Origin of the sequence: Enterobacter sp. HSTU-ASh6 (genome assembly GCF_026319105.1) — a bacterium.
Lineage (GTDB): Bacteria > Pseudomonadota > Gammaproteobacteria > Enterobacterales > Enterobacteriaceae > Enterobacter > Enterobacter sichuanensis.
In genome coordinates, this window is sequence record NZ_WSPD01000021.1 from 1 (window position 1) to 18,892 (window position 18,892).

The window sequence follows — 18,892 nt, forward strand, 5'->3', positions numbered from 1 at the left end:
TGGCATCAGGTCAAACTCAGTGACAGTTTACCCGTCTGTTGACGGGTAACTGAAGTGACTTTAAACATACAAGGGCATCAGGCCGCACAAGGTAAACGCAAAACGGCAACTATGTTGCCGTTTTTAGTGTCTGCTCCCTCTCCCGTGGGAGAGGGCTGAGGTGAGGGCATCAGGGCGCACTGTAGTAAGCCAGTCTCTCCGCCAGCAAATCCACAAACGCCTGTCTGTCAATATCCACCATCACCGTTGTATTCGGTTTATTCCCCGTCAGCGAGTAGTAGTCCACCACCGTCATGCCCTGGGTATATTTCCCCTGTGTCTCAACGCCTACCCATCGGTCCACCGCGGTAAACATCTCCGGCTTTAACAGCCAGGCGATCGTGCAGGGGTCATGCAGCGGTGCGCCGTGGAATCCCCACTTCTCGGCTTTGTGATACTCCATAAAGAAGTCGAGCAGCTCAGCCACGGTTGTGGCGACCGGGTTACCCACGGAACGGAAACGTTCAATGTCGTCGGCCATAATCTGTGCGCGGTGGGTAACGTCCAGCCCTGCCATCACAATCGGCAAACCGGACTGGAAGACGATCTCCGCCGCTTCCGGGTCGACAAAAATGTTGAACTCAGCGGACGGCGTCCAGTTACCGAGCCCCATCGCCCCGCCCATGATGACGATACGGGCAATTTTGCCGTGCAGTTCCGGATGGCTGTTCAACAGCAGCGCGACGTTGGTTTGCGGTCCCGTTGCCACCAGGGTGACGGGTTCCGCGCTCTCACGCAGCACCTTTGCCATCAGCTCCACGGCGGTGCAGTTTTGCGGCGTGAAGCCCGGCTCCGGCAGCGCCGGACCGTCCAGCCCACTTTCACCGTGCACGTTATCCGCAATAATTAATTCACGCATCAGGGGCTTGAGGGCACCGCCAGCGACAGGAATATCCGTGCGGTTAAGCAGCGTCAGCATGCGCAAAACGTTACGCAGGGTTTTATCCGGCGTCTGGTTTCCGGCAGAAGAGGTGACGGCTTTGACATCGAGCTCAGGGGAGGCAAGTGCAAGGACGAGCGCGATCGCGTCATCATGACCCGGGTCGCAATCGAAAATAATAGGTTGTGCCATAGCGTTCTCCATTCATAGCGTTATTTTGTGACAAGGTTAACGCTGCAATGGGACACACGACGAGAAGAAGTGAGCGAAAGCGTGAGGCAGTGCGCAATCCGCAGATTGCGCACTGAGAAGATTAATGCAGGATTTTCGCGAGGAAATCTTTCGCACGTTCTGATTTGGGGTTAGCGAAGAACTCCTCTTTCGGTGAGTCTTCCACGATCTTCCCTTCGTCCATAAAGATCACGCGGTTGGCCACTTTACGGGCGAAGCCCATCTCATGGGTTACCACCATCATGGTCATCCCTTCATGTGCCAGCTCAACCATAACGTCCAGCACTTCGTTGATCATCTCCGGATCGAGGGCCGACGTGGGTTCGTCAAACAGCATCGCCACGGGATCCATACACAGCGCGCGGGCGATCGCCACACGCTGCTGCTGGCCACCAGAGAGCTGTGCCGGGAACTTATCGGCATGGGCCGCGAGCCCAACGCGTTCCAGCAGTTTCAGGCCTTTCTCGCGCGATGCTTTTTTATCACGCTTAAGCACTTTCACCTGCGCCAGGGTCAGGTTCTCAATAATGGAGAGGTGAGGGAACAGCTCAAAATGCTGGAACACCATCCCAACGTGAGAGCGAAGCTGGGCGAGGTTGGTTTTCTTGTCGTTAACTTTGGTGCCGTTGACCACGATCTCACCCTGCTGCACCGGCTCCAGTCCGTTGACGGTTTTGATCAGCGTCGATTTACCGGAACCGGACGGTCCGCACACCACCACCACGTCGCCTTTTTTCACTTCGGTGGAGCAGTCGGTCAGCACCTGAAAGTGCCCATACCATTTAGAAACATTTTTCAGGGAAATCATTGTACCGTCCTTTTCTTCAGCCAGCTGACCAACAGCGACGCGCTTAAACTAATCACAAAATAGACCGCTCCCGCGAAGAGCACCATCTCGACCTGCGTACCATCACGTTCACCGATGGTGGACGCGGTACGGAAGAAGTCTGCCAGACTCAGCACGTAGACCAGGGAGGTATCCTGGAACAGTACGATACCCTGGGTCAGCAGGAGTGGAACCATGGCGCGAAACGCCTGCGGCAGAATAATGAGCTGCATGGACTGCCAGTGCGTCATCCCCAGTGCCAGCGCGGCGCTGGACTGTCCACGGGAGATACTCTGAATGCCCGCACGGATAATCTCTGAATAGTAGGCGGCCTCAAACATCGAGAACGCCACCATCGCGGAGATCAGACGGATATCGGTTTTCGGTGACAGCCCCAGCACGTTTTGCAGGAAGCCGGGCACAATCAGATAAAACCACAGCAGCACCATCACCAGCGGGATGGAACGGAAAACGTTGACGTAGGCGGTTGCAAACCAGGCGAGCGGCTTAAAGCTCGACAGGCGCATGACAGCCAGCAGGGTACCCCAGACAATACCGACGATGATGGCAATAAGCGTGATTTTTAAGGTAATCACCAGGCCATCAAGCAGGTATGGCATAGAGGGAACGATAGAACTCCAGTCAAACTCGTACATTATTTGCCCCCCATATTGCCCGGCAGGCGAATTTTGCGTTCAACCAGGTTCATCACCAGCATGATGAAAGCGTTAATCAGAACATACGCGAGCGTGATTGCGGTGAAGGATTCCCACGCGTGCGCGGAGTAATCCAGCAGCTTGCCCGCCTGAGCCGCCATATCGACCAGACCGATGGTTGAGGCGATGGCCGAGTTTTTCACCAGGTTCATCATCTCAGAGGTCATCGGTGGGACGATCACGCGGTAGGCGTTAGGCAGCAGCACGTAGCGGTAGGTTTGCGGCAGGGTCAACCCCATCGCCAGGCCCGCATTTTTTTGTCCACGGGGTAATGACTGAATGGCGGCACGCACCTGCTCGCAAACGCGCGCAGCGGTAAACAGCCCCAGACACATCATCGAGGAGACAAAGAACTGTACATTCGGATCCAGTTCCGATTTGAACCACATGCCAATATTTTCAGGCAGCAGTTCCGGGATAACCAGATACCAGGTAAAGAATTGCACGATGAGCGGAACGTTACGGAACAGTTCCACGTACAGGGTGCCCAGTGTTGAAAGGAAACGGTTAGGGACGGTACGCAGAATACCGAACAGCGAACCGACAAGAAACGCGATAATCCACGCCGTTATCGATAATGCCACGGTAACCTGAAATCCGCTCCACAGCCAGCCAAGATAGGTGGTGTTGCCGAACGGGGCTTGTTGCAGGAATATGCCCCAGTTCCAGTCGATTGACATAATAAACTCCAGAAAAAAAAGGGTAGCAGCGCTACCCTCGAAGATTGGTGAGAAGCTCATTTTTCGTGCTGAGTGGGGAACGACCACTCAACGTATAGTCTGTCCGTGCTTCCCGACAATCGAGAGGGCAGGAGATCCCGCCCCTGTTGTTCTAATTAGTTAAGAGCTTTGTCATTGGGTGATTTGAACAGGGCCTTCATGTCGTCGGACAGTTCAAAGTTCATGTTCAGGTTTTTTGGTGGAATCGGGTTCTTGAACCATTTGTCGAACCATTTTTCCGCTTCGCCGGAGGTTTGCACCTGGGCGATGGTGTCATCGATCAGCTTTTTGAACTGCGGATCGTCTTTACGCAGCATACAGCCGTAGGCTTCTTTCGACTGCGCGGTACCGACGATATCCCAGTTGTCCGGTTTCTTCGCTTTTGCACGCTCGCCCGCCAGCAGGGCGTCGTCCATCATAAACGCGACGGCACGACCACTTTCCAGGGTACGGAAGGAGTCGCCATGGTCTTTAGCGCTGATGATGCGCATATCCATTTTCTTCTCGTCATTCAGCTTGTGCAGCAGCACTTCTGAAGTGGTACCGGAGGTGACCACGACCGCTTTCCCTTTCAGGTCAGCGAAGTCTTTGATCTCACCGCCTTTCTTCGTCAGCAGGCGGGTGCCCACAACAAAGATGGTGTCCGAGAAGGCGGCCTGTTTCTGACGCTCGAGATTGTTGGTGGTGGAACCACACTCAAAATCAAAGGTGCCGTTTTGCAGCAGTGGAATACGGTTCTGTGAAGTGATTGGGATCAGCTTCACCTGCAGGTCAGGTTTGTTCAGCTTTTTCTTCACAGCTTCAACGATGGCGTTGGAGTAATCCTGTGAATAACCTACGACTTTTTGCGTGTTGTCGTAGTAAGAGAACGGGACAGAAGATTCACGGTGGCCGACCACGATCACGCCGTTTTTGGCAATCTTATCGAGAGTGCTGCCGGCTGCCGGCGCTTCTTCAGCGTGGACCACGCCAGCAGACATTCCCATCACCAGCATTGCTGTGGCCAGTTTACGTAATTGCATACCCAACTCCTTCTTATCAGCGCCAGTGACGCATTGATACCCATTGTGATGTTGTTATATCTCGCGCGATGCGAGTGCAGTGTTATGCAAGCTTGTTAACATTTAGTCTGGCTTAATGTAAAGATTTTGCTGCGTTATTGTTTATTTTTGCGAAGCGCGCCGCACCATTCAGAGGCAAATATCTCCCGTTGCACCGTTTCGGTGCTACCGGTGATCTACGCTGGTGCGACAAAGTTGCACATCAAGCCAAACTGCGTTTACCTGAATAAACAAAGCAATAGGCGTGCCAGAAATGAATTCGGAGAGGATTGTCGGGTGGCGGCTACGCCTTACCCGACCTACGGGAGCAAAAATGTAGGCCGGGTAAGCATCAGCGCCACCCGGCAACAGAAGGTAAGGTTATTTACGACGCTGACGCAGACTCATCAACACGGCGCCAAAGCCAAACAGCGCGGTCAGGATCCACAGTGGCCAGTTGCCGGTACGCGCATATGGCGTTAACCCGCTTGTTGGCGTGACTGTCGTGGTCAGCACTTCGCGGGTGAACTGAGGGATCATGGCCTGAATTTCACCCTGCGGCCCAATCACGGCGGTAATGCCGTTATTGGTGCTGCGCAGCAATGGACGCGCCAGCTCCAGGGAGCGCATGCGCGCCATCTGGAAGTGCTGCCACGGGCCAATCGACTTACCGAACCACGCATCGTTAGAGATGGTCAGCAGGAAGTCCGTGTCCGGACGGAAGTTATCCCGCACCTGTTCGCCGAGAATGATTTCGTAGCAAATGGCCGCCGTCAGAGCAAAGCCGTGCGCGTGCAACTGGGGCTGAACGTATGGCCCGCGGCTGAAAGAGGACATCGGCAGGTCAAAGAAGGGGGCCAGCGGACGCAGAATCGACTCCAGCGGAACAAACTCACCAAACGGTACCAGGTGATTCTTGTTATACCGGTCAGTCGAGTGGTAACTGTATTCGCTGTCTTTACCGAGCGTAATGATGGTGTTGTAGGTGTCGTAGCGGTTCTGCTGGTTCAGACGCGCATCCACAATGCCGGTAATCAACGTGCTGCCGCGCGCGAGTAGCAGATCGTTCATCATGTTCAGAAACGGCTGCTGGTTGAGTTCCAGATCGGGGATCGCCGACTCCGGCCAGATAATCAGCTGTGATTTTCCCATCACCTCTTCGGTGGCGTTGGCGTAAATCTTCAGCGTATTCAGCAGCTCTTTCTCGTCCCACTTCATGGACTGCGGGATATTTCCCTGCACCATAGAAACCTGCATGGCACGCCCGGGCTCTGGCGTGAACCACTGGATATAGCGCAGCGGGAAAGGCAGGGCGAACAATACGAGCGCCACCACCAGCGGTTTCCAGCAGCGCGTGACCAGCGCCAGTATCAGCAGGCCGCTGACCACCATCAGCAGGAAGTTGATGGCTTCAACGCCCATCACCGGCGCCAGGCCTTTTAGCGGGCCGTCAATTTGACTGTAGCCGAACTGCAGCCACGGGAAGCCCGTCAGTACCCAACCGCGCAGGAACTCGGTGAGTTGCCAGACCACGGGCGCGGCAATGGCGACGCGTAGCCAGCTGGTTTTGGGCCACAGGCGAGAAAGGATGCCTGCGAATAAACCGGTATACAGCGAGAGGTAAGCGGCGAGCAGTACCACCAGGAAGACGTTAACCGGGCCGGGCATACCGCCAAACTGGGCGATGCTGACATAGACCCAGTTGATGCCTGAGCCAAACAGCCCCAGCCCCCAGAAGTAGCCGATGGCGGCAGCCTGGACGGGGCGACGATTCAGGGTTAAACCCTGTAGTCCCATCAGGGAGAGGATGGCCGCAGGCCAGATATCGTAAGGAGAAAAAGCCAGCGTACCGCTGGCTCCGAGTAACAGCGCCAGCAGCAAACGGACGCGCTGGCGTTCAAACAGTGGGGCAAATGCCATTTACATTACTCTTCCAGTTTTGGCACCGGTGAATCGTCCGGCGTTCTGACGTGAACCTGTATAATACGTCGGCTGTCGGCCATGGCCACTTTGAACTGGTAACCGTCGATGTCAACGGTCTCACCGCGCGCCGGAAGATGACCAAAGGCCTGCATCACCAGCCCGCCAATGGTATCGACCTCTTCATCGCTGAAGTGGGTCCCGAAGGCGTCGTTGAAGTCCTCGATGGAGGCCAGCGCACGCACGGTCCAGGTATGGCGGCTGAGCTGACGGAAGTCGATATCTTCCTCTTCGTCATACTCATCTTCGATTTCGCCGACAATCAGCTCAAGAATATCTTCGATCGTGACAAGACCGGAAACGCCACCGAATTCATCAATAACAATCGCCATGTGGTAACGCTGAGAGCGGAACTCTTTCAGCATCCGATCCACACGTTTACTTTCCGGCACAACCACGGCCTGGCGTAACACTTTTTCCATGCTGAAGGCTTCGGCATCGCTGCGCATAAACGGCAGCAGATCTTTCGCCATCAAAATCCCTTCGATGTGATCTTTGTCTTCGCTGATGACCGGGAAACGCGAGTGGGCGGATTCGATGATCACATCGAGGCACTCGTCCAGCGTCTGGTTGCGTTTCAGGGTGATCATCTGTGATCGGGGGATCATGATATCGCGAACGCGCTGGTCGGCGATGTCCATAACCCCTTCGAGCATTTCGCGCGTATCTTCGTCGATAAGGTCGTTCTGCCCGGAATCACGAATCAGCTCCAGCAGTTCATCACGGTTTTTCGGTTCGCCGTGGAAAAGCTGGTTCAGAATGAGGGAGAAAAATCCCTTTTTACTGGTTGTCGTGTCGCTACTGTGTGAATTGTCGTCGCTCATGGCGTTTGTTAAGGGTTCTCTTGTTAGTTCAACGTTTACCGCCACGCAATCTCCTTTCGTGGCGGCATGTTAGTCAGTCAGGTGACGGACTATTCTTTCTCGGCAATGTACGGATCCTCATAGCCCAGAGCAAGCATTATCTCTGTCTCAAGGGACTCCATCTCTTCCCCTTCGTCGTCTTCAATATGATCGTAGCCGAGCAGATGCAGGCTGCCATGTACTACCATATGCGCCCAGTGGGCTTCCAGCGGCTTTTGTTGCTCTTTGGCTTCCTGTTCAACCACCTGACGGCAGATGATCAGATCGCCCAACAGCGGCATCTCGATACCCGGCGGAGCTTCGAACGGGAAAGAGAGCACGTTGGTTGGCTTATCTTTCCCGCGGTAGGTCAGGTTAAGCTCGTGGCTTTCTGCTTCATCCACCAGACGAATCGTGACTTCTGATTCTTCCTGAAACTGGGGGATAACGGCATCCAGCCATTTCTGAAACTGTGCCTCATCTGGCATGCCGGAATTATCTTCACAGGCCAGCTGTAAATCGAGGATCACCTGACTCATTTCTGTTCTTGCTCCTGCGCTTCGCGCTTACGTTCTGCGGCCAGTTCGGCCTTACGCTTCTGATCTGCCTCTTCCCAGGCTTCATAGGCGTTAACGATACGCGCGACCACCGGGTGGCGTACCACGTCTTCACTGTGGAAGAAGTTAAAGCTAATTTCGTCGACCTCGGCCAGCACTTCGATGGCGTGGCGCAGACCCGATTTCGTGCTGCGCGGCAGGTCGATCTGCGTCACGTCACCGGTAATGACTGCCTTCGAGTTGAAGCCGATACGCGTCAGGAACATCTTCATCTGTTCGATAGTGGTGTTCTGGCTCTCATCAAGAATGATGAACGCGTCGTTGAGCGTACGGCCGCGCATGTAGGCGAGCGGGGCCACTTCGATTACGTTACGCTCAATGAGCTTCTCGACTTTCTCAAAGCCCAGCATCTCGAACAGCGCGTCGTACAGCGGGCGCAGGTAAGGATCAACCTTCTGGCTCAGATCGCCGGGCAGGAAGCCCAGTTTCTCGCCCGCTTCCACAGCCGGACGGGTCAGCAGAATACGGCGAATCTCCTGGCGCTCCAGCGCATCAACCGCGGCGGCAACGGCCAGATAGGTTTTCCCCGTACCTGCCGGACCGACGCCGAAGGTGATGTCATGATCAAGAATGTTGGCAATGTACTGCGCCTGATTTGGCGTCCGCGGCTTGATGACGCCACGTTTGGTTTTGATGTTGATGGCCTTGCCGTAGTCCGGCACGCTTTCCGCGCTCTGCTCAAGCACGCGCGCCTCTTTAATGGCGAGGTGGATCTGTTCCGGTTCGATATCCTGAATTTCGCCGCGCATCGGGGCGGTATCGACATACAGGCTACGCAGAATGTCCGCGGCGGCGTTGACGCAGATAGGGCGTCCGGTAAGTTTGAAATGATTATCGCGACGATTGATTTCGATACCCAGACGTCGCTCCAGTTGTTTGATGTTGTCATCAAACGGCCCGCACAGGCTCAGCAGGCGAGCGTTGTCTGCGGGCGTCAGGCTAATTTCACGCGTATCTATGTTCAAACTGTTCCTCTTTGATTGGTTAACTGATCCGTTGCGACAGGACGTAATAAAACGGTCATTACCGAAATTATTCACGCCACAGAATAAAGGCGCAAGCGTTGCGGATGATATTGGGGACGATGAGAGGAAATACAAGGCCTGCCGAAGAGGCAGGCCTGAAGGATTAAGGCTGGTAAATTCCCACGCCAGAATCATTTTCTTTGCGGGTACGGGAAATCACCGATTCTGGTGACTCTGCAATACGCAGGCCCATCTCATCTTCGGTACGTACCACTTTCGCACGCAGCGAGTTGGTCAATACTTCAACAATCTCGACATCCACAAATTTACCGATCATGTCCGGGGTACCTTCAAAGTTGACCACGCGGTTGTTCTCGGTACGTCCGGAGAGTTCCATGATGCTCTTGCGCGAGGTGCCTTCCACCAGAATACGCTGGACGGTGCCGAGCATGCGGCGGCTCCAGGCGTTGGCCTGCTGGTTAATGCGCTCCTGCAGAATGTACAGACGCTGTTTTTTCTCTTCTTCCGGTACATCGTCAACCATATCGGCCGCAGGGGTGCCAGGACGCGGTGAGAAGATGAAGCTGTAGCTGACGTCAAAATTCACTTCGCCGATGAGCTTCATGGTGCGTTCGAAGTCATCAGCGGTTTCGCCAGGGAAGCCGACAATAAAGTCTGAGCTTATCTGGATATCCGGGCGGGCTTCACGCAGCTTACGGATGATGGATTTGTACTCCAGCACCGTATGCGGACGGCCCATCAGGTTCAGCACGCGATCGGAACCGCACTGAATCGGCAGGTGCAGGAAACTCACCAGTTCCGGCGTATCGCGGTAGACGTCAATGATGTCGTCGGTAAATTCCATCGGATGGCTGGTGGTAAAGCGAATACGATCGATGCCGTCAATCGCGGCCACCAGACGCAGCAGTTCGGCAAAGCTGCCGGTGGTGCCGTCGTAGTTCTCACCGCGCCAGGCGTTAACGTTCTGACCCAGCAGGTTGACTTCGCGAACGCCCTGGGCGGCAAGCTGTGCAATTTCAAACAGGATGTCATCTGCCGGGCGGCTGACCTCTTCACCACGGGTATACGGCACCACGCAGTAAGTACAGTATTTGTTGCAGCCTTCCATGATAGAGACGAACGCGGTCGGGCCATCGGCGCGCGGCTCTGGCAGACGGTCAAATTTTTCGATCTCCGGGAAGCTGACGTCAACGACCGGGCTACGATCGCCGCGCACCTTGTTGATCATTTCAGGCAGGCGGTGCAGGGTCTGAGGGCCAAAGACAATATCCACATACGGGGCTCTCTGGCGGATCAGCTTACCTTCCTGCGACGCAACGCAGCCACCCACGCCGATGATCAGGTCCGGATTTTTTCGTTTAAGAAGTTTCCAGCGGCCTAACACGTGAAAGACTTTTTCCTGCGCTTTTTCGCGAATTGAACAGGTATTTAGCAGCAGCACATCGGCTTCTTTCGCATTTTCAGTCAGCTGGTATCCGTGGGTGGTGTCCAGCAGATCGGCCATCTTGGATGAATCGTATTCGTTCATCTGACAGCCCCAGGTTTTTATATGGAGTTTTTTAGTCATCGACTTGCTCAGCTCAGGATTGCAAGCCGCGTATTGTAATGCTTTGGTGGGGTTGTGACCAGTATGAAGGTTATGTGTCTCATGACCGAAAAAATCCGGTAAACTTAAGGGATTCTGCAATAAGGAAAATTGACCATGACACTCCAACACACCGAAGTTGCCGTTGTCGGCGGCGGTATGGTCGGCGGCGCGCTGGCGCTGGGGCTGGCGCAGCAGGGATTTGAGGTAACGGTAATTGAACAGGCTGCGCCTGGGCACTACGATCCGGCGGCCAAACCGGATGTGCGCATCTCCGCGATCAGCGCAGCGTCCGTTGATCTGCTGCGGGGGCTGGGCGTCTGGGAGTCGGTGCTGGCGATGCGCGCCCATCCTTACAGCCGTCTTGAAACCTGGGAGTGGGAAAATGCCCACGTCGCGTTTGATGCCGCTGAGCTGAAGTTACCGCGCCTGGGCTATATGGTGGAAAATAACGTGCTCCAGCGGGCACTCTGGCAGGCGCTGGAGGCGCACCCGAAGGTGACGCTGCGTGTGCCTGCGTCGCTGAAGGCGCTGCACCCTCTCGAGAGTGGCTATGTGCTGACGCTCGACAGCGGCGATGAACTGGCCGTGAAGCTGGTCGTCGGGGCCGATGGGGCTAACTCGCAGGTCAGGCAGATGGCGGGTATCGGGGTGCATGCCTGGCAGTACGAGCAGTCCTGTATGTTGATTACCGTTCAGTGTGAGAATGCGCCGGGAGAGAGCACCTGGCAGCACTTTACCCCGAATGGTCCGCACGCCTTCTTACCGCTGTTCGATAACTGGGCGTCGCTGGTGTGGTACGACAAACCGGCGCGCATTCGCCAGCTGCAGGGGCTTTCAATGGAGCAATTGCAGCGGGAAATTCATCTGAACTTCCCGAGCCGTCTGGGCAATGTTATACCGGTTGCCGCAGGGGCGTTCCCGCTCACGCGGCGTCACGCATTGCAGTATGCCAGAGAAGAGCTGGCGCTGGTGGGCGATGCGGCACATACCATTCATCCGCTGGCCGGGCAGGGGGTAAATCTGGGGTATCGCGACGTCGATGCGTTACTGGATGTGCTGGGCAGCGCCCGCGGGCATGCGGAGAACTGGTCCAGTCATCAGGTCCTGAAGCGGTATCAGACGCGCCGTATGGCGGATAACTTTATCATGCAGTCGGGAATGGATCTGTTCTATGCCGGGTTCAGCAATGACTTAGCCCCGGTGCGCATTCTGCGTAATATTGGATTGATGGCGGCAGAGCGTGCCGGGGGTTTGAAAAGACAGGCCCTGAAATACGCCCTGGGGCTCTAATCTTTGCTCCGTCTATTCCCTCTCCCCGTTGGGGAGAGGGTTAGGGTGAGGGGGCATCAGGCCGCACTATTCTGAGCAACAAAAACAAAAAAGCCCGCAGAGCGGGCTTTTTTGTGACTAAGTGGCTGGGGTGCAGGGATTCGAACCCCGGAATGCTGGTATCAGAAACCAGAGCCTTACCGCTTGGCGACACCCCAATTGCGTTAAACAGACTGCTTAACGACTTTTTAAATTGGCTGGGGTACGAGGATTCGAACCTCGGAATGCCGGAATCAGAATCCGGTGCCTTACCGCTTGGCGATACCCCAACAATTTTTTTTCATTACCGAAATCAATCGATAATCTAAATTTGGTGGCTACGACGGGATTCGAACCTGTGACCCCATCATTATGAGTGATGTGCTCTAACCAACTGAGCTACGTAGCCAGTACTGCAATCTTCGATGGCTGGGGTACCTGGATTCGAACCAGGGAATGCCGGTATCAAAAACCGGTGCCTTACCGCTTGGCGATACCCCAATACCGCGGAGAACCGCAAAATCGAAGAAATATGGCTGGGGTACCTGGATTCGAACCAGGGAATGCCGGTATCAAAAACCGGTGCCTTACCGCTTGGCGATACCCCATCCGTGCAACGCTTACCCGGGAATGGTGCGGGAGGCGAGACTTGAACTCGCACACCTTGCGGCGCCAGAACCTAAATCTGGTGCGTCTACCAATTTCGCCACTCCCGCAAAAAAAGATGGTGGCTACGACGGGATTCGAACCTGTGACCCCATCATTATGAGTGATGTGCTCTAACCAACTGAGCTACGTAGCCATCTTTTTTTCGCGTTACCTTATCGGCGTTGCGGGGCGCATTATGCGTATAGACCCTTGCAGCGTCAACACCTTTTTCAACGAAAATGGCGGGAATGTGACTGTTTGGTTAGGTTGCGAACAGCGTGGCCGAATATTCGGCAATTATTGGTTATTAATCGGTTTTAGCGGAGGAAAAGTGGAGCAAAAAAAATCAGGCCCCGCAGGGCCTGATGATGAAATGATTGATTATTTATAGGCAGACTGGTGAACGCCTACCGCGCGGCCTGATGGATCGTTCATCGCTTTGAAAGATTCATCCCATTCAATGGCTTTCGCGGAAGAGCAGGCGACGGACGGCCCCCCTGGCACACACTCTGCAGCACTTGGTACCGGGAACAGTTCTTCGAAGATCTCACGGTACAGATACGCTTCTTTAGAGCCCGGCGTGTTGTACGGGAAGCGGAAGCTGGCGGTTTCCAGTTGTTGGTCTGAAACCTGTTTCGCCGCCACCTCTTTCAGGGTATCGATCCAGCTGTAGCCTACGCCATCAGAGAACTGCTCTTTCTGACGCCATGCCACACTTGCCGGCAGGTAGGATTCAAAACATTCGCGCAGGATATGTTTTTCCATTTTGCCGTTGCCGCACATTTTATCCTGCGGGTTGATGCGCATCGCCACATCAAGGAATTTCTTATCCAGGAACGGAACGCGTGCTTCTACGCCCCAGGCGGACATCGCTTTGTTAGCTCGTGCGCAGTCAAACATGTGCAGCGCCTGCAGTTTACGCACCGTCTCTTCGTGTAACTCTTTGGCGTTTGGCGCTTTGTGGAAGTACAGGTAGCCGCCGAACACTTCATCAGAGCCTTCACCGGAGAGCACCATCTTAATGCCCATCGCCTTGATCTTGCGCGACATAAGGTACATTGGCGTGGAGGCGCGAATGGTGGTCACATCATAAGTTTCAATGTGATAGATCACATCGCGGATCGCATCCAGACCTTCCTGCACGGTGAAGTGAATCTCATGGTGCACCGTCCCCAGATGGTTTGCCACTTCCTGCGCGGCTTTCAGGTCAGGCGCTCCTTCCAGACCCACGGCAAAGGAGTGCAGCTGCGGCCACCAGGCTTCAGAGCGCTCCTGATCTTCCACACGGCGGGCGGCAAATTTCTTGGTGATTGCCGAGATCACGGAGGAGTCCAGACCGCCGGAGAGCAGCACGCCGTAGGGCACGTCAGACATCAGGTGGCTTTTTACTGAGTCTTCCAGCGCCTGGCGCAGCTCGGCTTTGTCCGTGACGTTGTCTTTTACGGCATCATAGTCGAACCAGTCGCGCTGATAATACTGACGGATCTCGCCATCTTTGCTCCACAGGTAGCTGCCCGCCGGGAACTCTTTAATGGTGCGGCAAACCGGCACCAGGGCTTTCATCTCAGACGCGACATAGAAGTTGCCGTGTTCATCATGGCCCATGTACAGCGGGATAATACCGATATGGTCACGGCCAATCAGGTAAGCGTCTTTTTCACTGTCGTACAGGGCGAATGCAAACATACCCTGAAGGTCGTCCAGGAACTCGGGTCCTTTCTCCTGATACAGCGCCAGGATGACTTCACAGTCAGAGCCGGTCTGGAACGCGTAGCGGTCACCGTACTCTGCGCGCAGCGCCTGGTGGTTGTAAATCTCACCGTTAACCGCCAGCGCGTGCGTTTTTTTCTCGTTATACAGCGGCTGTGCACCGGCATTGACGTCGACGATTGACAGACGTTCGTGTGCCAGAATGGCTTTGTCACTGGCGTAAACGCCGGACCAGTCCGGGCCGCGATGGCGCATCAGGCGGGACAGTTCGAGTGCTTTTTTACGCAGTTCGCCCGCGTCAGTTTTAATATCCAGTACGCCAAAAATAGAACACATAACCTTCTCCGTTAACCCTGTTGCATTGTGATGTTGCTTGCTTATGAAAATGCCGCAAAGGGGCAGGGCGCGCAAGCGTTTTACGGGTGAAAACGGAAATAGTGCAATGGCGTTTGCGGAACAGTGAAAAATGCGTATGTGATGAGCGCATTTATTGATGATTATTCAATAAATGTGTCTTTTCGTTAGATGGGGTTATGTTTTGCGTACATAAAAATAAAGAACCACGCCCTGAGGCGTGGTTCGGTATCAGATAATGTCAATCTCGTCGACGGAGGGGTAAATCCAGCTTGGCCGGAACGGCATTGAATCGATGTCATCAAGCTGAGAGACGCCGGAGAGCACCAGAATCGTCTCCAGACCGGCCTGGAAACCGGCCAGAATATCGGTGCGCAGGTTGTCGCCGACAATCACGGTCTCTTCAGAGTGGGCCTGCATCTTGTTGAGCGCGGCGCGAATGATCCACGGGCTTGGCTTGCCGACATAGAACGGCTTGCGCCCGGAGATTTTCTCGATACCGGCGCACAGCGCGCCGCAGGCCGGATAAAAGCCGCGGCCATGGGTATCCGGGTTGGTGGCAATAAAGCGCGCGCCGTTAGCCACAAAGAAAGAGGCTTTATGCATCATCTCCCAGTTGTAGGAGCGCGTTTCACCTACGATCACAAAGTCCGGGTTGACATCGGTGATGGTAAAGCCCGCTTTGTACAGCTCGTGGATCAGCGCCCCTTCACCAACCACGTAGGCTTTTTTCCCTTCCTGACGCTTCAGAAAATCCGCCGTGGCCATCGCCGAGGTATAAAACACGCTGTCCGGGACGTTGACACCCGCCGTCGCAAAGCGGTTTGCGAGATCCTGACCGGTCTGAGAAGGGTAGTTCGTGAGAAGAACCAGAGGCATTCCTTTGTCGATGATACGGTGAAGAAACTCCGCAGCACCCGGCACGGCAACGTTGTCGTGCATCAGCACGCCGTCGATATCACAAATTACATTCTTAATGGTCATGGACATTCCGACATCAAAAAAAGAAGGCGTTACTATAAGGTCCGATTAACTTTCCAGCAAATGCTGCAGCAGAATTCCGTTGAGCATAGCCCGTTTGACCAGCGCGAACGCGCCAATCGCCGAGCGATGGTCAAGCTTTGAACGAACCACCGGGAGGTTCTGGCGGAATGCTTTCAGCGCCTGGGTGTTAATACAGCCTTCAATGGCGGGGAGCAGGACCTTTTCCGCCTCCACAATTTCACCTGCGATCACCACTTTTTGCGGGTTAAACAGGTTAATGGCGATGGCGATGGTTTTCCCCAGATGGCGTCCCACCTGTTCGATCACTTCGCAGGCCAGCGCGTCGCCTTTATTGGCGGCTTTACAGATGGTGCCTATCTTGCAGTCGTCCAGCGTCACGCGGCTTTGGTAACCCTGTTCCAGCAGATGGCGGACGCGCTGCTCGATGGCGGTGTTGGCGGCAATGGTTTCAAGGCAACCGAAGTTTCCGCAGTGGCAGCGCTCCCCGAGGGGTTCAACCTGAATGTGGCCAATCTCACCGACGTTGCCGTTGCGACCAATAAAAATACGGCCATTAGAGATAATGCCGGCGCCCGTACCGCGGTGAACGCGCACCAGAATAGAGTCTTCGCAGTCCTGACTCGCACCAAAGTAGTGCTCAGCAAGCGCCAGAGAGCGAATGTCATGGCCCACAAAGCAGGTCACTTTGAAACGCTTTTCCAGCGCGTCGACCAGCCCCCAGTTTTCAACCTGAATGTGCGGCATATAACGGATCACGCCGCTTTCCGGATCGACCAGACCGGGCAGGATCACCGAGATGGCGATGAGTTCGCGGATCTTGCGCTGACAGCTTTCAATAAACAGCGCGATGGTGTTCAGCAGCGCATGCTCCAGTGTTTCCTGGGTGCGTTCCGGAAGGGGGTAGTGTTCTTCCGCAATGGCTTTGCTGCTCAGATCGTAGAGCGTGAGCGTGGTGTCATGACGACCCAGCCGGACGCCGATCGCCTGAAAATTACGGGTTTCGGTAACAATGGAGATCGCGCGGCGGCCCCCGGTAGAGGCCTGCTGATCGACTTCTTTGATCAGACCGCGCTCGATGAGCTGGCGGGTAATTTTTGTCACGCTGGCGGGAGCAAGCTGGCTTTGTTCGGCTATCTGGATACGTGAGATTGGACCGTGTTGGTCAATCAGGCGATATACCGCCGCACTGTTAAGTTGTTTAACGAGATCGACATTACCGATTTGAGCTTGTCCGCCAGGTGTCATACTTTTACTTACTCAGTGACGACCTCGTTACCATTAACGATGGTCTTAATAATTTTATAATCGTGTGTGAATGCCGTCAGGTTTGCAACCATACCTGGTGCAATTCCGCCAAGCTGTTTATCCACGCCCATTGCGCGAGCTGGATAGAGGGTGGCCATACGCAGGACTTCATCAAGCGCAATCCCGCAATGTTCCACCAGGTTACGCACCCCTTCAATCATGGTCAAAGAGGAACCACTCAGCGTACCGTTTTCATCCACACACAGTCCATTGCGGTAGTATATTGTTTTACCGGCAAAAATGAACTGCTCAATATTTGCACCTGCCGGTGCGGTGGCATCCGTGACCAGACAAAGCTTGTCACCTTTCAGCCGCTTGGCATTGCGAATGTTGGTGTAATCGACGTGTAAACCGTCGGCGATAATGCCGCAGTATACGTCTGGCTCATCCAGAATCGCACCGACCAGACCCGGTTCACGCCCCGTGATATACGGCATGGCGTTATAAAGGTGCGTCGCAAAGGTAATGCCCGCGCGGAAACCGGCTTTCGCCTCTTTCAGCGTGGCGTTAGAGTGGCCTGCTGAAACCACAATCCCGGCGGCGGCCAGTTTGCTGATGACGTCAGTGCCGGTCATTTCAGGTGCCAGCGTGACTTTGGTGATCACATCAGCGTTCGCACACATGTAATCCACCAGCTCCGCATCCGGTTTGCGCACATAATCCGGGTTATGCGTCCCTTTCTTAACCATATTGAGCCATGGTCCTTCAAGGTGCAGACCCAGTGCCTGATTGGGATGTTTGGCCAGGTATTCACGCATCACACGGATACCCTGTTTCATAAGGTCATCACTGCTGGTGATGAGCGTTGGCAGATAGCTGGTGCAGCCAGATTTCTCGTTGGCTTTCTGCATGATCTCCAGCGTTTCGACCGTTACCGCATCGGCGGAGTCATTAAATTGCACACCGCCGCAGCCGTTCAGCTGTACGTCGATGAAACCGGGGGAGATTACTGCTCCATTGAGTGAGCGCTGTTCAATCTCCGGCGGCAGCTCTGCCAGCGGGCAAACACGTTCAATCAGGCCATTGGCGATAACAATCGCATGGTCATCCAGAATATCATGGCCGGTATAAATCCGACCGTGGGTTAAAGCGTACATAACGACCCCCGGTTAAAAAAAGCGGCCGCCTCTTGTTGAAGAGGCGGTTATTCAATTACAGACCTTTGATGTTCTCAGCTTCTAACTCGTTGAAGTATTTCAACGTTTTTACCTTCAGCTCCATCGTGGATGGCTCGTCGCAGACGATGACTGATTTTGGATGCAGCTGCAGGCAGCTGATGGTCCACATATGGTTAACGTTGCCTTCAACGGCTGCCTGGAGCGCCTGCGCCTTCACGCTGCCCAGCACCAGAATCATCACTTCTTCGGCATCCAGCAGGGTGCCTACGCCTACGGTCAGGGCGTATTTTGGAACCTGGTTCACATCGCCATCAAAGAAGCGGGAGTTTGCCACGCGCGTGTCATGGGTCAGCGTTTTAATACGGGTACGGGACGCCAGAGACGATGCCGGCTCGTTAAATGCGATGTGACCGTCATTACCCACACCGCCCATAAACAGGTGGATTTTACCGTAAGAACGGATTTTTTCTTCATACTGACGGCATTCTGCGTCAATATCAGGCGCGTTTCCATTCAGCAGGTTAATATTTTCAGCTGGAATATCAACGTGATCAAAGAAATTGCGGTGCATAAAGCTATGGTAGCTTTCCGGATGATCTTTCGGTAAGCCGACGTATTCGTCCATATTGAAGGTTACAACATGTTTGAAGCTAACCTGGCCTGCTTTGTGCATCTCAACCAGGGCCTTATACGCGGTCAGCGGTGTGCCGCCCGTCGGGAGGCCAAGTACGAAAGGACGATCGGCGGTCGGTTTGAACGCGTTGATGCGGTTAACGATATGGCGAGCGGCCCATTTACCGACTTGTTCAGCAGTGGCCAGGGGAATCAGTCTCATTGTTCACCTCAAGAGTTAAAGTAAAAGAGTGGGCGGATGGCTATCGGGACCTGATACGTAAGCGTAACCTGGAACCTTTCAGGCCGGATCAATCCGTCTTGATTTTTCGAATGATAAAATAAGTTTTCGTTGTTAGCCAGTGAAA

The 18,892-nt window shown here is 54.5% G+C and carries 17 protein-coding genes and 7 tRNA genes; 2 read left to right on the forward strand and 22 right to left on the reverse strand.

Annotated elements, in window-relative coordinates; all coding sequences use genetic code 11:
- Positions 1–169: 169 nt before the first annotated feature.
- The 10 genes from rihA to miaB all read right to left on the reverse strand — a co-directional run bounded on the left by rihA (position 170) and on the right by miaB (position 10,443).
- Positions 170–1,111, reverse strand: coding sequence for a pyrimidine-specific ribonucleoside hydrolase RihA (rihA, locus tag GM298_RS19865; RefSeq protein ID WP_266155111.1), 942 nt, complete (start codon positions 1,109–1,111; stop codon positions 170–172).
- 121 nt (positions 1,112–1,232) lie between these two features.
- Positions 1,233–1,958 carry an amino acid ABC transporter ATP-binding protein gene (locus GM298_RS19870; protein WP_008501046.1) on the reverse strand — a complete coding sequence of 242 codons (726 nt, stop codon included), beginning with the start codon at positions 1,956–1,958 and terminating at the stop codon, positions 1,233–1,235.
- Positions 1,955–2,632 carry a glutamate/aspartate ABC transporter permease GltK gene (gene gltK, locus GM298_RS19875; protein WP_025756342.1) on the reverse strand — a complete coding sequence of 226 codons (678 nt, stop codon included), beginning with the start codon at positions 2,630–2,632 and terminating at the stop codon, positions 1,955–1,957. The genes GM298_RS19870 and gltK overlap by 4 nt, the downstream gene beginning before the upstream one ends.
- Positions 2,632–3,372 carry a glutamate/aspartate ABC transporter permease GltJ gene (gene gltJ, locus GM298_RS19880; RefSeq protein ID WP_008501048.1) on the reverse strand — a complete coding sequence of 247 codons (741 nt, stop codon included), beginning with the start codon at positions 3,370–3,372 and terminating at the stop codon, positions 2,632–2,634. The genes gltK and gltJ overlap by 1 nt, the downstream gene beginning before the upstream one ends.
- 155 nt (positions 3,373–3,527) lie before the next feature.
- Positions 3,528–4,433, reverse strand: coding sequence for an amino acid ABC transporter substrate-binding protein (locus GM298_RS19885; protein ID WP_266155114.1), 906 nt, complete (start codon positions 4,431–4,433; stop codon positions 3,528–3,530).
- 399 nt (positions 4,434–4,832) lie between these two features.
- On the reverse strand, positions 4,833–6,371 hold the full coding sequence (gene lnt / locus GM298_RS19890; RefSeq protein WP_266155116.1) for an apolipoprotein N-acyltransferase: 1,539 nt from the start codon (positions 6,369–6,371) through the stop codon (positions 4,833–4,835).
- Positions 6,372–6,376: 5 nt separating this feature from the next.
- Entirely contained in the window at positions 6,377–7,255 is an 879-nt protein-coding gene (gene corC / locus GM298_RS19895; RefSeq protein WP_025756344.1) for a CNNM family magnesium/cobalt transport protein CorC, read from the reverse strand.
- A gap of 89 nt (positions 7,256–7,344) precedes the next feature.
- Entirely contained in the window at positions 7,345–7,812 is a 468-nt protein-coding gene (ybeY, locus tag GM298_RS19900) for an rRNA maturation RNase YbeY (RefSeq protein WP_266155119.1), read from the reverse strand.
- Positions 7,809–8,855 carry a PhoH family protein gene (locus GM298_RS19905; RefSeq protein ID WP_025756345.1) on the reverse strand — a complete coding sequence of 349 codons (1,047 nt, stop codon included), beginning with the start codon at positions 8,853–8,855 and terminating at the stop codon, positions 7,809–7,811. Before GM298_RS19905 ends, ybeY begins: the two co-directional genes overlap by 4 nt.
- 163 nt (positions 8,856–9,018) lie before the next feature.
- Positions 9,019–10,443, reverse strand: coding sequence for a tRNA (N6-isopentenyl adenosine(37)-C2)-methylthiotransferase MiaB (gene miaB / locus GM298_RS19910; protein WP_025756346.1), 1,425 nt, complete (start codon positions 10,441–10,443; stop codon positions 9,019–9,021).
- A gap of 135 nt (positions 10,444–10,578) precedes the next feature.
- On the opposite strand from miaB, the gene ubiF reads away from it, so the two are divergent.
- Positions 10,579–11,754 carry a 3-demethoxyubiquinol 3-hydroxylase gene (ubiF, locus tag GM298_RS19915; protein ID WP_266155120.1) on the forward strand — a complete coding sequence of 392 codons (1,176 nt, stop codon included), beginning with the start codon at positions 10,579–10,581 and terminating at the stop codon, positions 11,752–11,754.
- A gap of 122 nt (positions 11,755–11,876) precedes the next feature.
- On the opposite strand, the gene GM298_RS19920 is transcribed toward ubiF, so the two are convergent.
- The 7 genes from GM298_RS19920 to GM298_RS19950 form a co-directional block, all read right to left on the reverse strand.
- A tRNA-Gln gene (locus GM298_RS19920) sits at positions 11,877–11,951 on the reverse strand.
- 36 nt (positions 11,952–11,987) lie between these two features.
- A tRNA-Gln gene (locus GM298_RS19925) sits at positions 11,988–12,062 on the reverse strand.
- A gap of 42 nt (positions 12,063–12,104) precedes the next feature.
- Positions 12,105–12,181: transfer RNA gene (locus GM298_RS19930), tRNA-Met, on the reverse strand.
- Positions 12,182–12,198: 17 nt separating this feature from the next.
- Positions 12,199–12,273: transfer RNA gene (locus GM298_RS19935), tRNA-Gln, on the reverse strand.
- A 32-nt stretch (positions 12,274–12,305) separates the two neighbouring features.
- Positions 12,306–12,380: transfer RNA gene (locus GM298_RS19940), tRNA-Gln, on the reverse strand.
- A gap of 23 nt (positions 12,381–12,403) precedes the next feature.
- Positions 12,404–12,488, reverse strand: a tRNA-Leu gene (locus GM298_RS19945).
- Positions 12,489–12,497: 9 nt separating this feature from the next.
- Positions 12,498–12,574: transfer RNA gene (locus tag GM298_RS19950), tRNA-Met, on the reverse strand.
- A 42-nt stretch (positions 12,575–12,616) separates the two neighbouring features.
- Between GM298_RS19950 and GM298_RS19955 the strand changes: the two genes are divergently transcribed.
- The gene (locus GM298_RS19955) at positions 12,617–12,811 is read left to right on the forward strand and encodes a hypothetical protein (RefSeq protein WP_025756348.1); all 195 of its coding nucleotides are present in this window, start codon (positions 12,617–12,619) and stop codon (positions 12,809–12,811) included.
- Here GM298_RS19955 and asnB read toward each other — a convergent pair.
- The 5 genes from asnB to nagB form a co-directional block, all read right to left on the reverse strand.
- Positions 12,802–14,466 carry an asparagine synthase B gene (gene asnB, locus GM298_RS19960; RefSeq protein ID WP_025756349.1) on the reverse strand — a complete coding sequence of 555 codons (1,665 nt, stop codon included), beginning with the start codon at positions 14,464–14,466 and terminating at the stop codon, positions 12,802–12,804. The two genes, GM298_RS19955 and asnB, sit on opposite strands and share 10 nt — an antisense overlap.
- A gap of 249 nt (positions 14,467–14,715) precedes the next feature.
- Positions 14,716–15,468: a ribonucleotide monophosphatase NagD gene (gene nagD, locus GM298_RS19965; protein ID WP_025756350.1), complete on the reverse strand. Its 753-nt coding sequence runs from the start codon at positions 15,466–15,468 to the stop codon at positions 14,716–14,718.
- Between the two features lie 45 nt (positions 15,469–15,513).
- A complete protein-coding gene (gene nagC, locus GM298_RS19970; RefSeq protein WP_025756351.1) occupies positions 15,514–16,734 on the reverse strand; it encodes a DNA-binding transcriptional regulator NagC in 1,221 nt (406 codons plus the stop codon).
- An 8-nt stretch (positions 16,735–16,742) separates the two neighbouring features.
- Positions 16,743–17,891 carry an N-acetylglucosamine-6-phosphate deacetylase gene (gene nagA, locus GM298_RS19975; RefSeq protein ID WP_025756352.1) on the reverse strand — a complete coding sequence of 383 codons (1,149 nt, stop codon included), beginning with the start codon at positions 17,889–17,891 and terminating at the stop codon, positions 16,743–16,745.
- A 55-nt stretch (positions 17,892–17,946) separates the two neighbouring features.
- Positions 17,947–18,747 (reverse strand): glucosamine-6-phosphate deaminase, encoded by an 801-nt coding sequence (gene nagB, locus GM298_RS19980; protein WP_013097568.1) that lies wholly within the window; start codon positions 18,745–18,747, stop codon positions 17,947–17,949.
- Positions 18,748–18,892 lie beyond the last annotated feature (145 nt).

Coding starts and splice junctions, on each gene's coding strand:
- rihA (WP_266155111.1), bottom strand. CDS start 1,111: ATGGCACAACCTATTATTTTCGATTGCGACCCGGGTCATGATGACGCG.
- GM298_RS19870 (WP_008501046.1), bottom strand. CDS start 1,958: ATGATTTCCCTGAAAAATGTTTCTAAATGGTATGGGCACTTTCAGGTG.
- gltK (WP_025756342.1), bottom strand. CDS start 2,632: ATGTACGAGTTTGACTGGAGTTCTATCGTTCCCTCTATGCCATACCTG.
- gltJ (WP_008501048.1), bottom strand. CDS start 3,372: ATGTCAATCGACTGGAACTGGGGCATATTCCTGCAACAAGCCCCGTTC.
- GM298_RS19885 (WP_266155114.1), bottom strand. CDS start 4,433: ATGCAATTACGTAAACTGGCCACAGCAATGCTGGTGATGGGAATGTCT.
- lnt (WP_266155116.1), bottom strand. CDS start 6,371: ATGGCATTTGCCCCACTGTTTGAACGCCAGCGCGTCCGTTTGCTGCTG.
- corC (WP_025756344.1), bottom strand. CDS start 7,255: ATGAGCGACGACAATTCACACAGTAGCGACACGACAACCAGTAAAAAG.
- ybeY (WP_266155119.1), bottom strand. CDS start 7,812: ATGAGTCAGGTGATCCTCGATTTACAGCTGGCCTGTGAAGATAATTCC.
- miaB (WP_025756346.1), bottom strand. CDS start 10,443: ATGACTAAAAAACTCCATATAAAAACCTGGGGCTGTCAGATGAACGAA.
- ubiF (WP_266155120.1), top strand. CDS start 10,579: ATGACACTCCAACACACCGAAGTTGCCGTTGTCGGCGGCGGTATGGTC.
- GM298_RS19955 (WP_025756348.1), top strand. CDS start 12,617: ATGCGTATAGACCCTTGCAGCGTCAACACCTTTTTCAACGAAAATGGC.
- asnB (WP_025756349.1), bottom strand. CDS start 14,466: ATGTGTTCTATTTTTGGCGTACTGGATATTAAAACTGACGCGGGCGAA.
- nagD (WP_025756350.1), bottom strand. CDS start 15,468: ATGACCATTAAGAATGTAATTTGTGATATCGACGGCGTGCTGATGCAC.
- nagC (WP_025756351.1), bottom strand. CDS start 16,734: ATGACACCTGGCGGACAAGCTCAAATCGGTAATGTCGATCTCGTTAAA.
- nagA (WP_025756352.1), bottom strand. CDS start 17,891: ATGTACGCTTTAACCCACGGTCGGATTTATACCGGCCATGATATTCTG.
- nagB (WP_013097568.1), bottom strand. CDS start 18,747: ATGAGACTGATTCCCCTGGCCACTGCTGAACAAGTCGGTAAATGGGCC.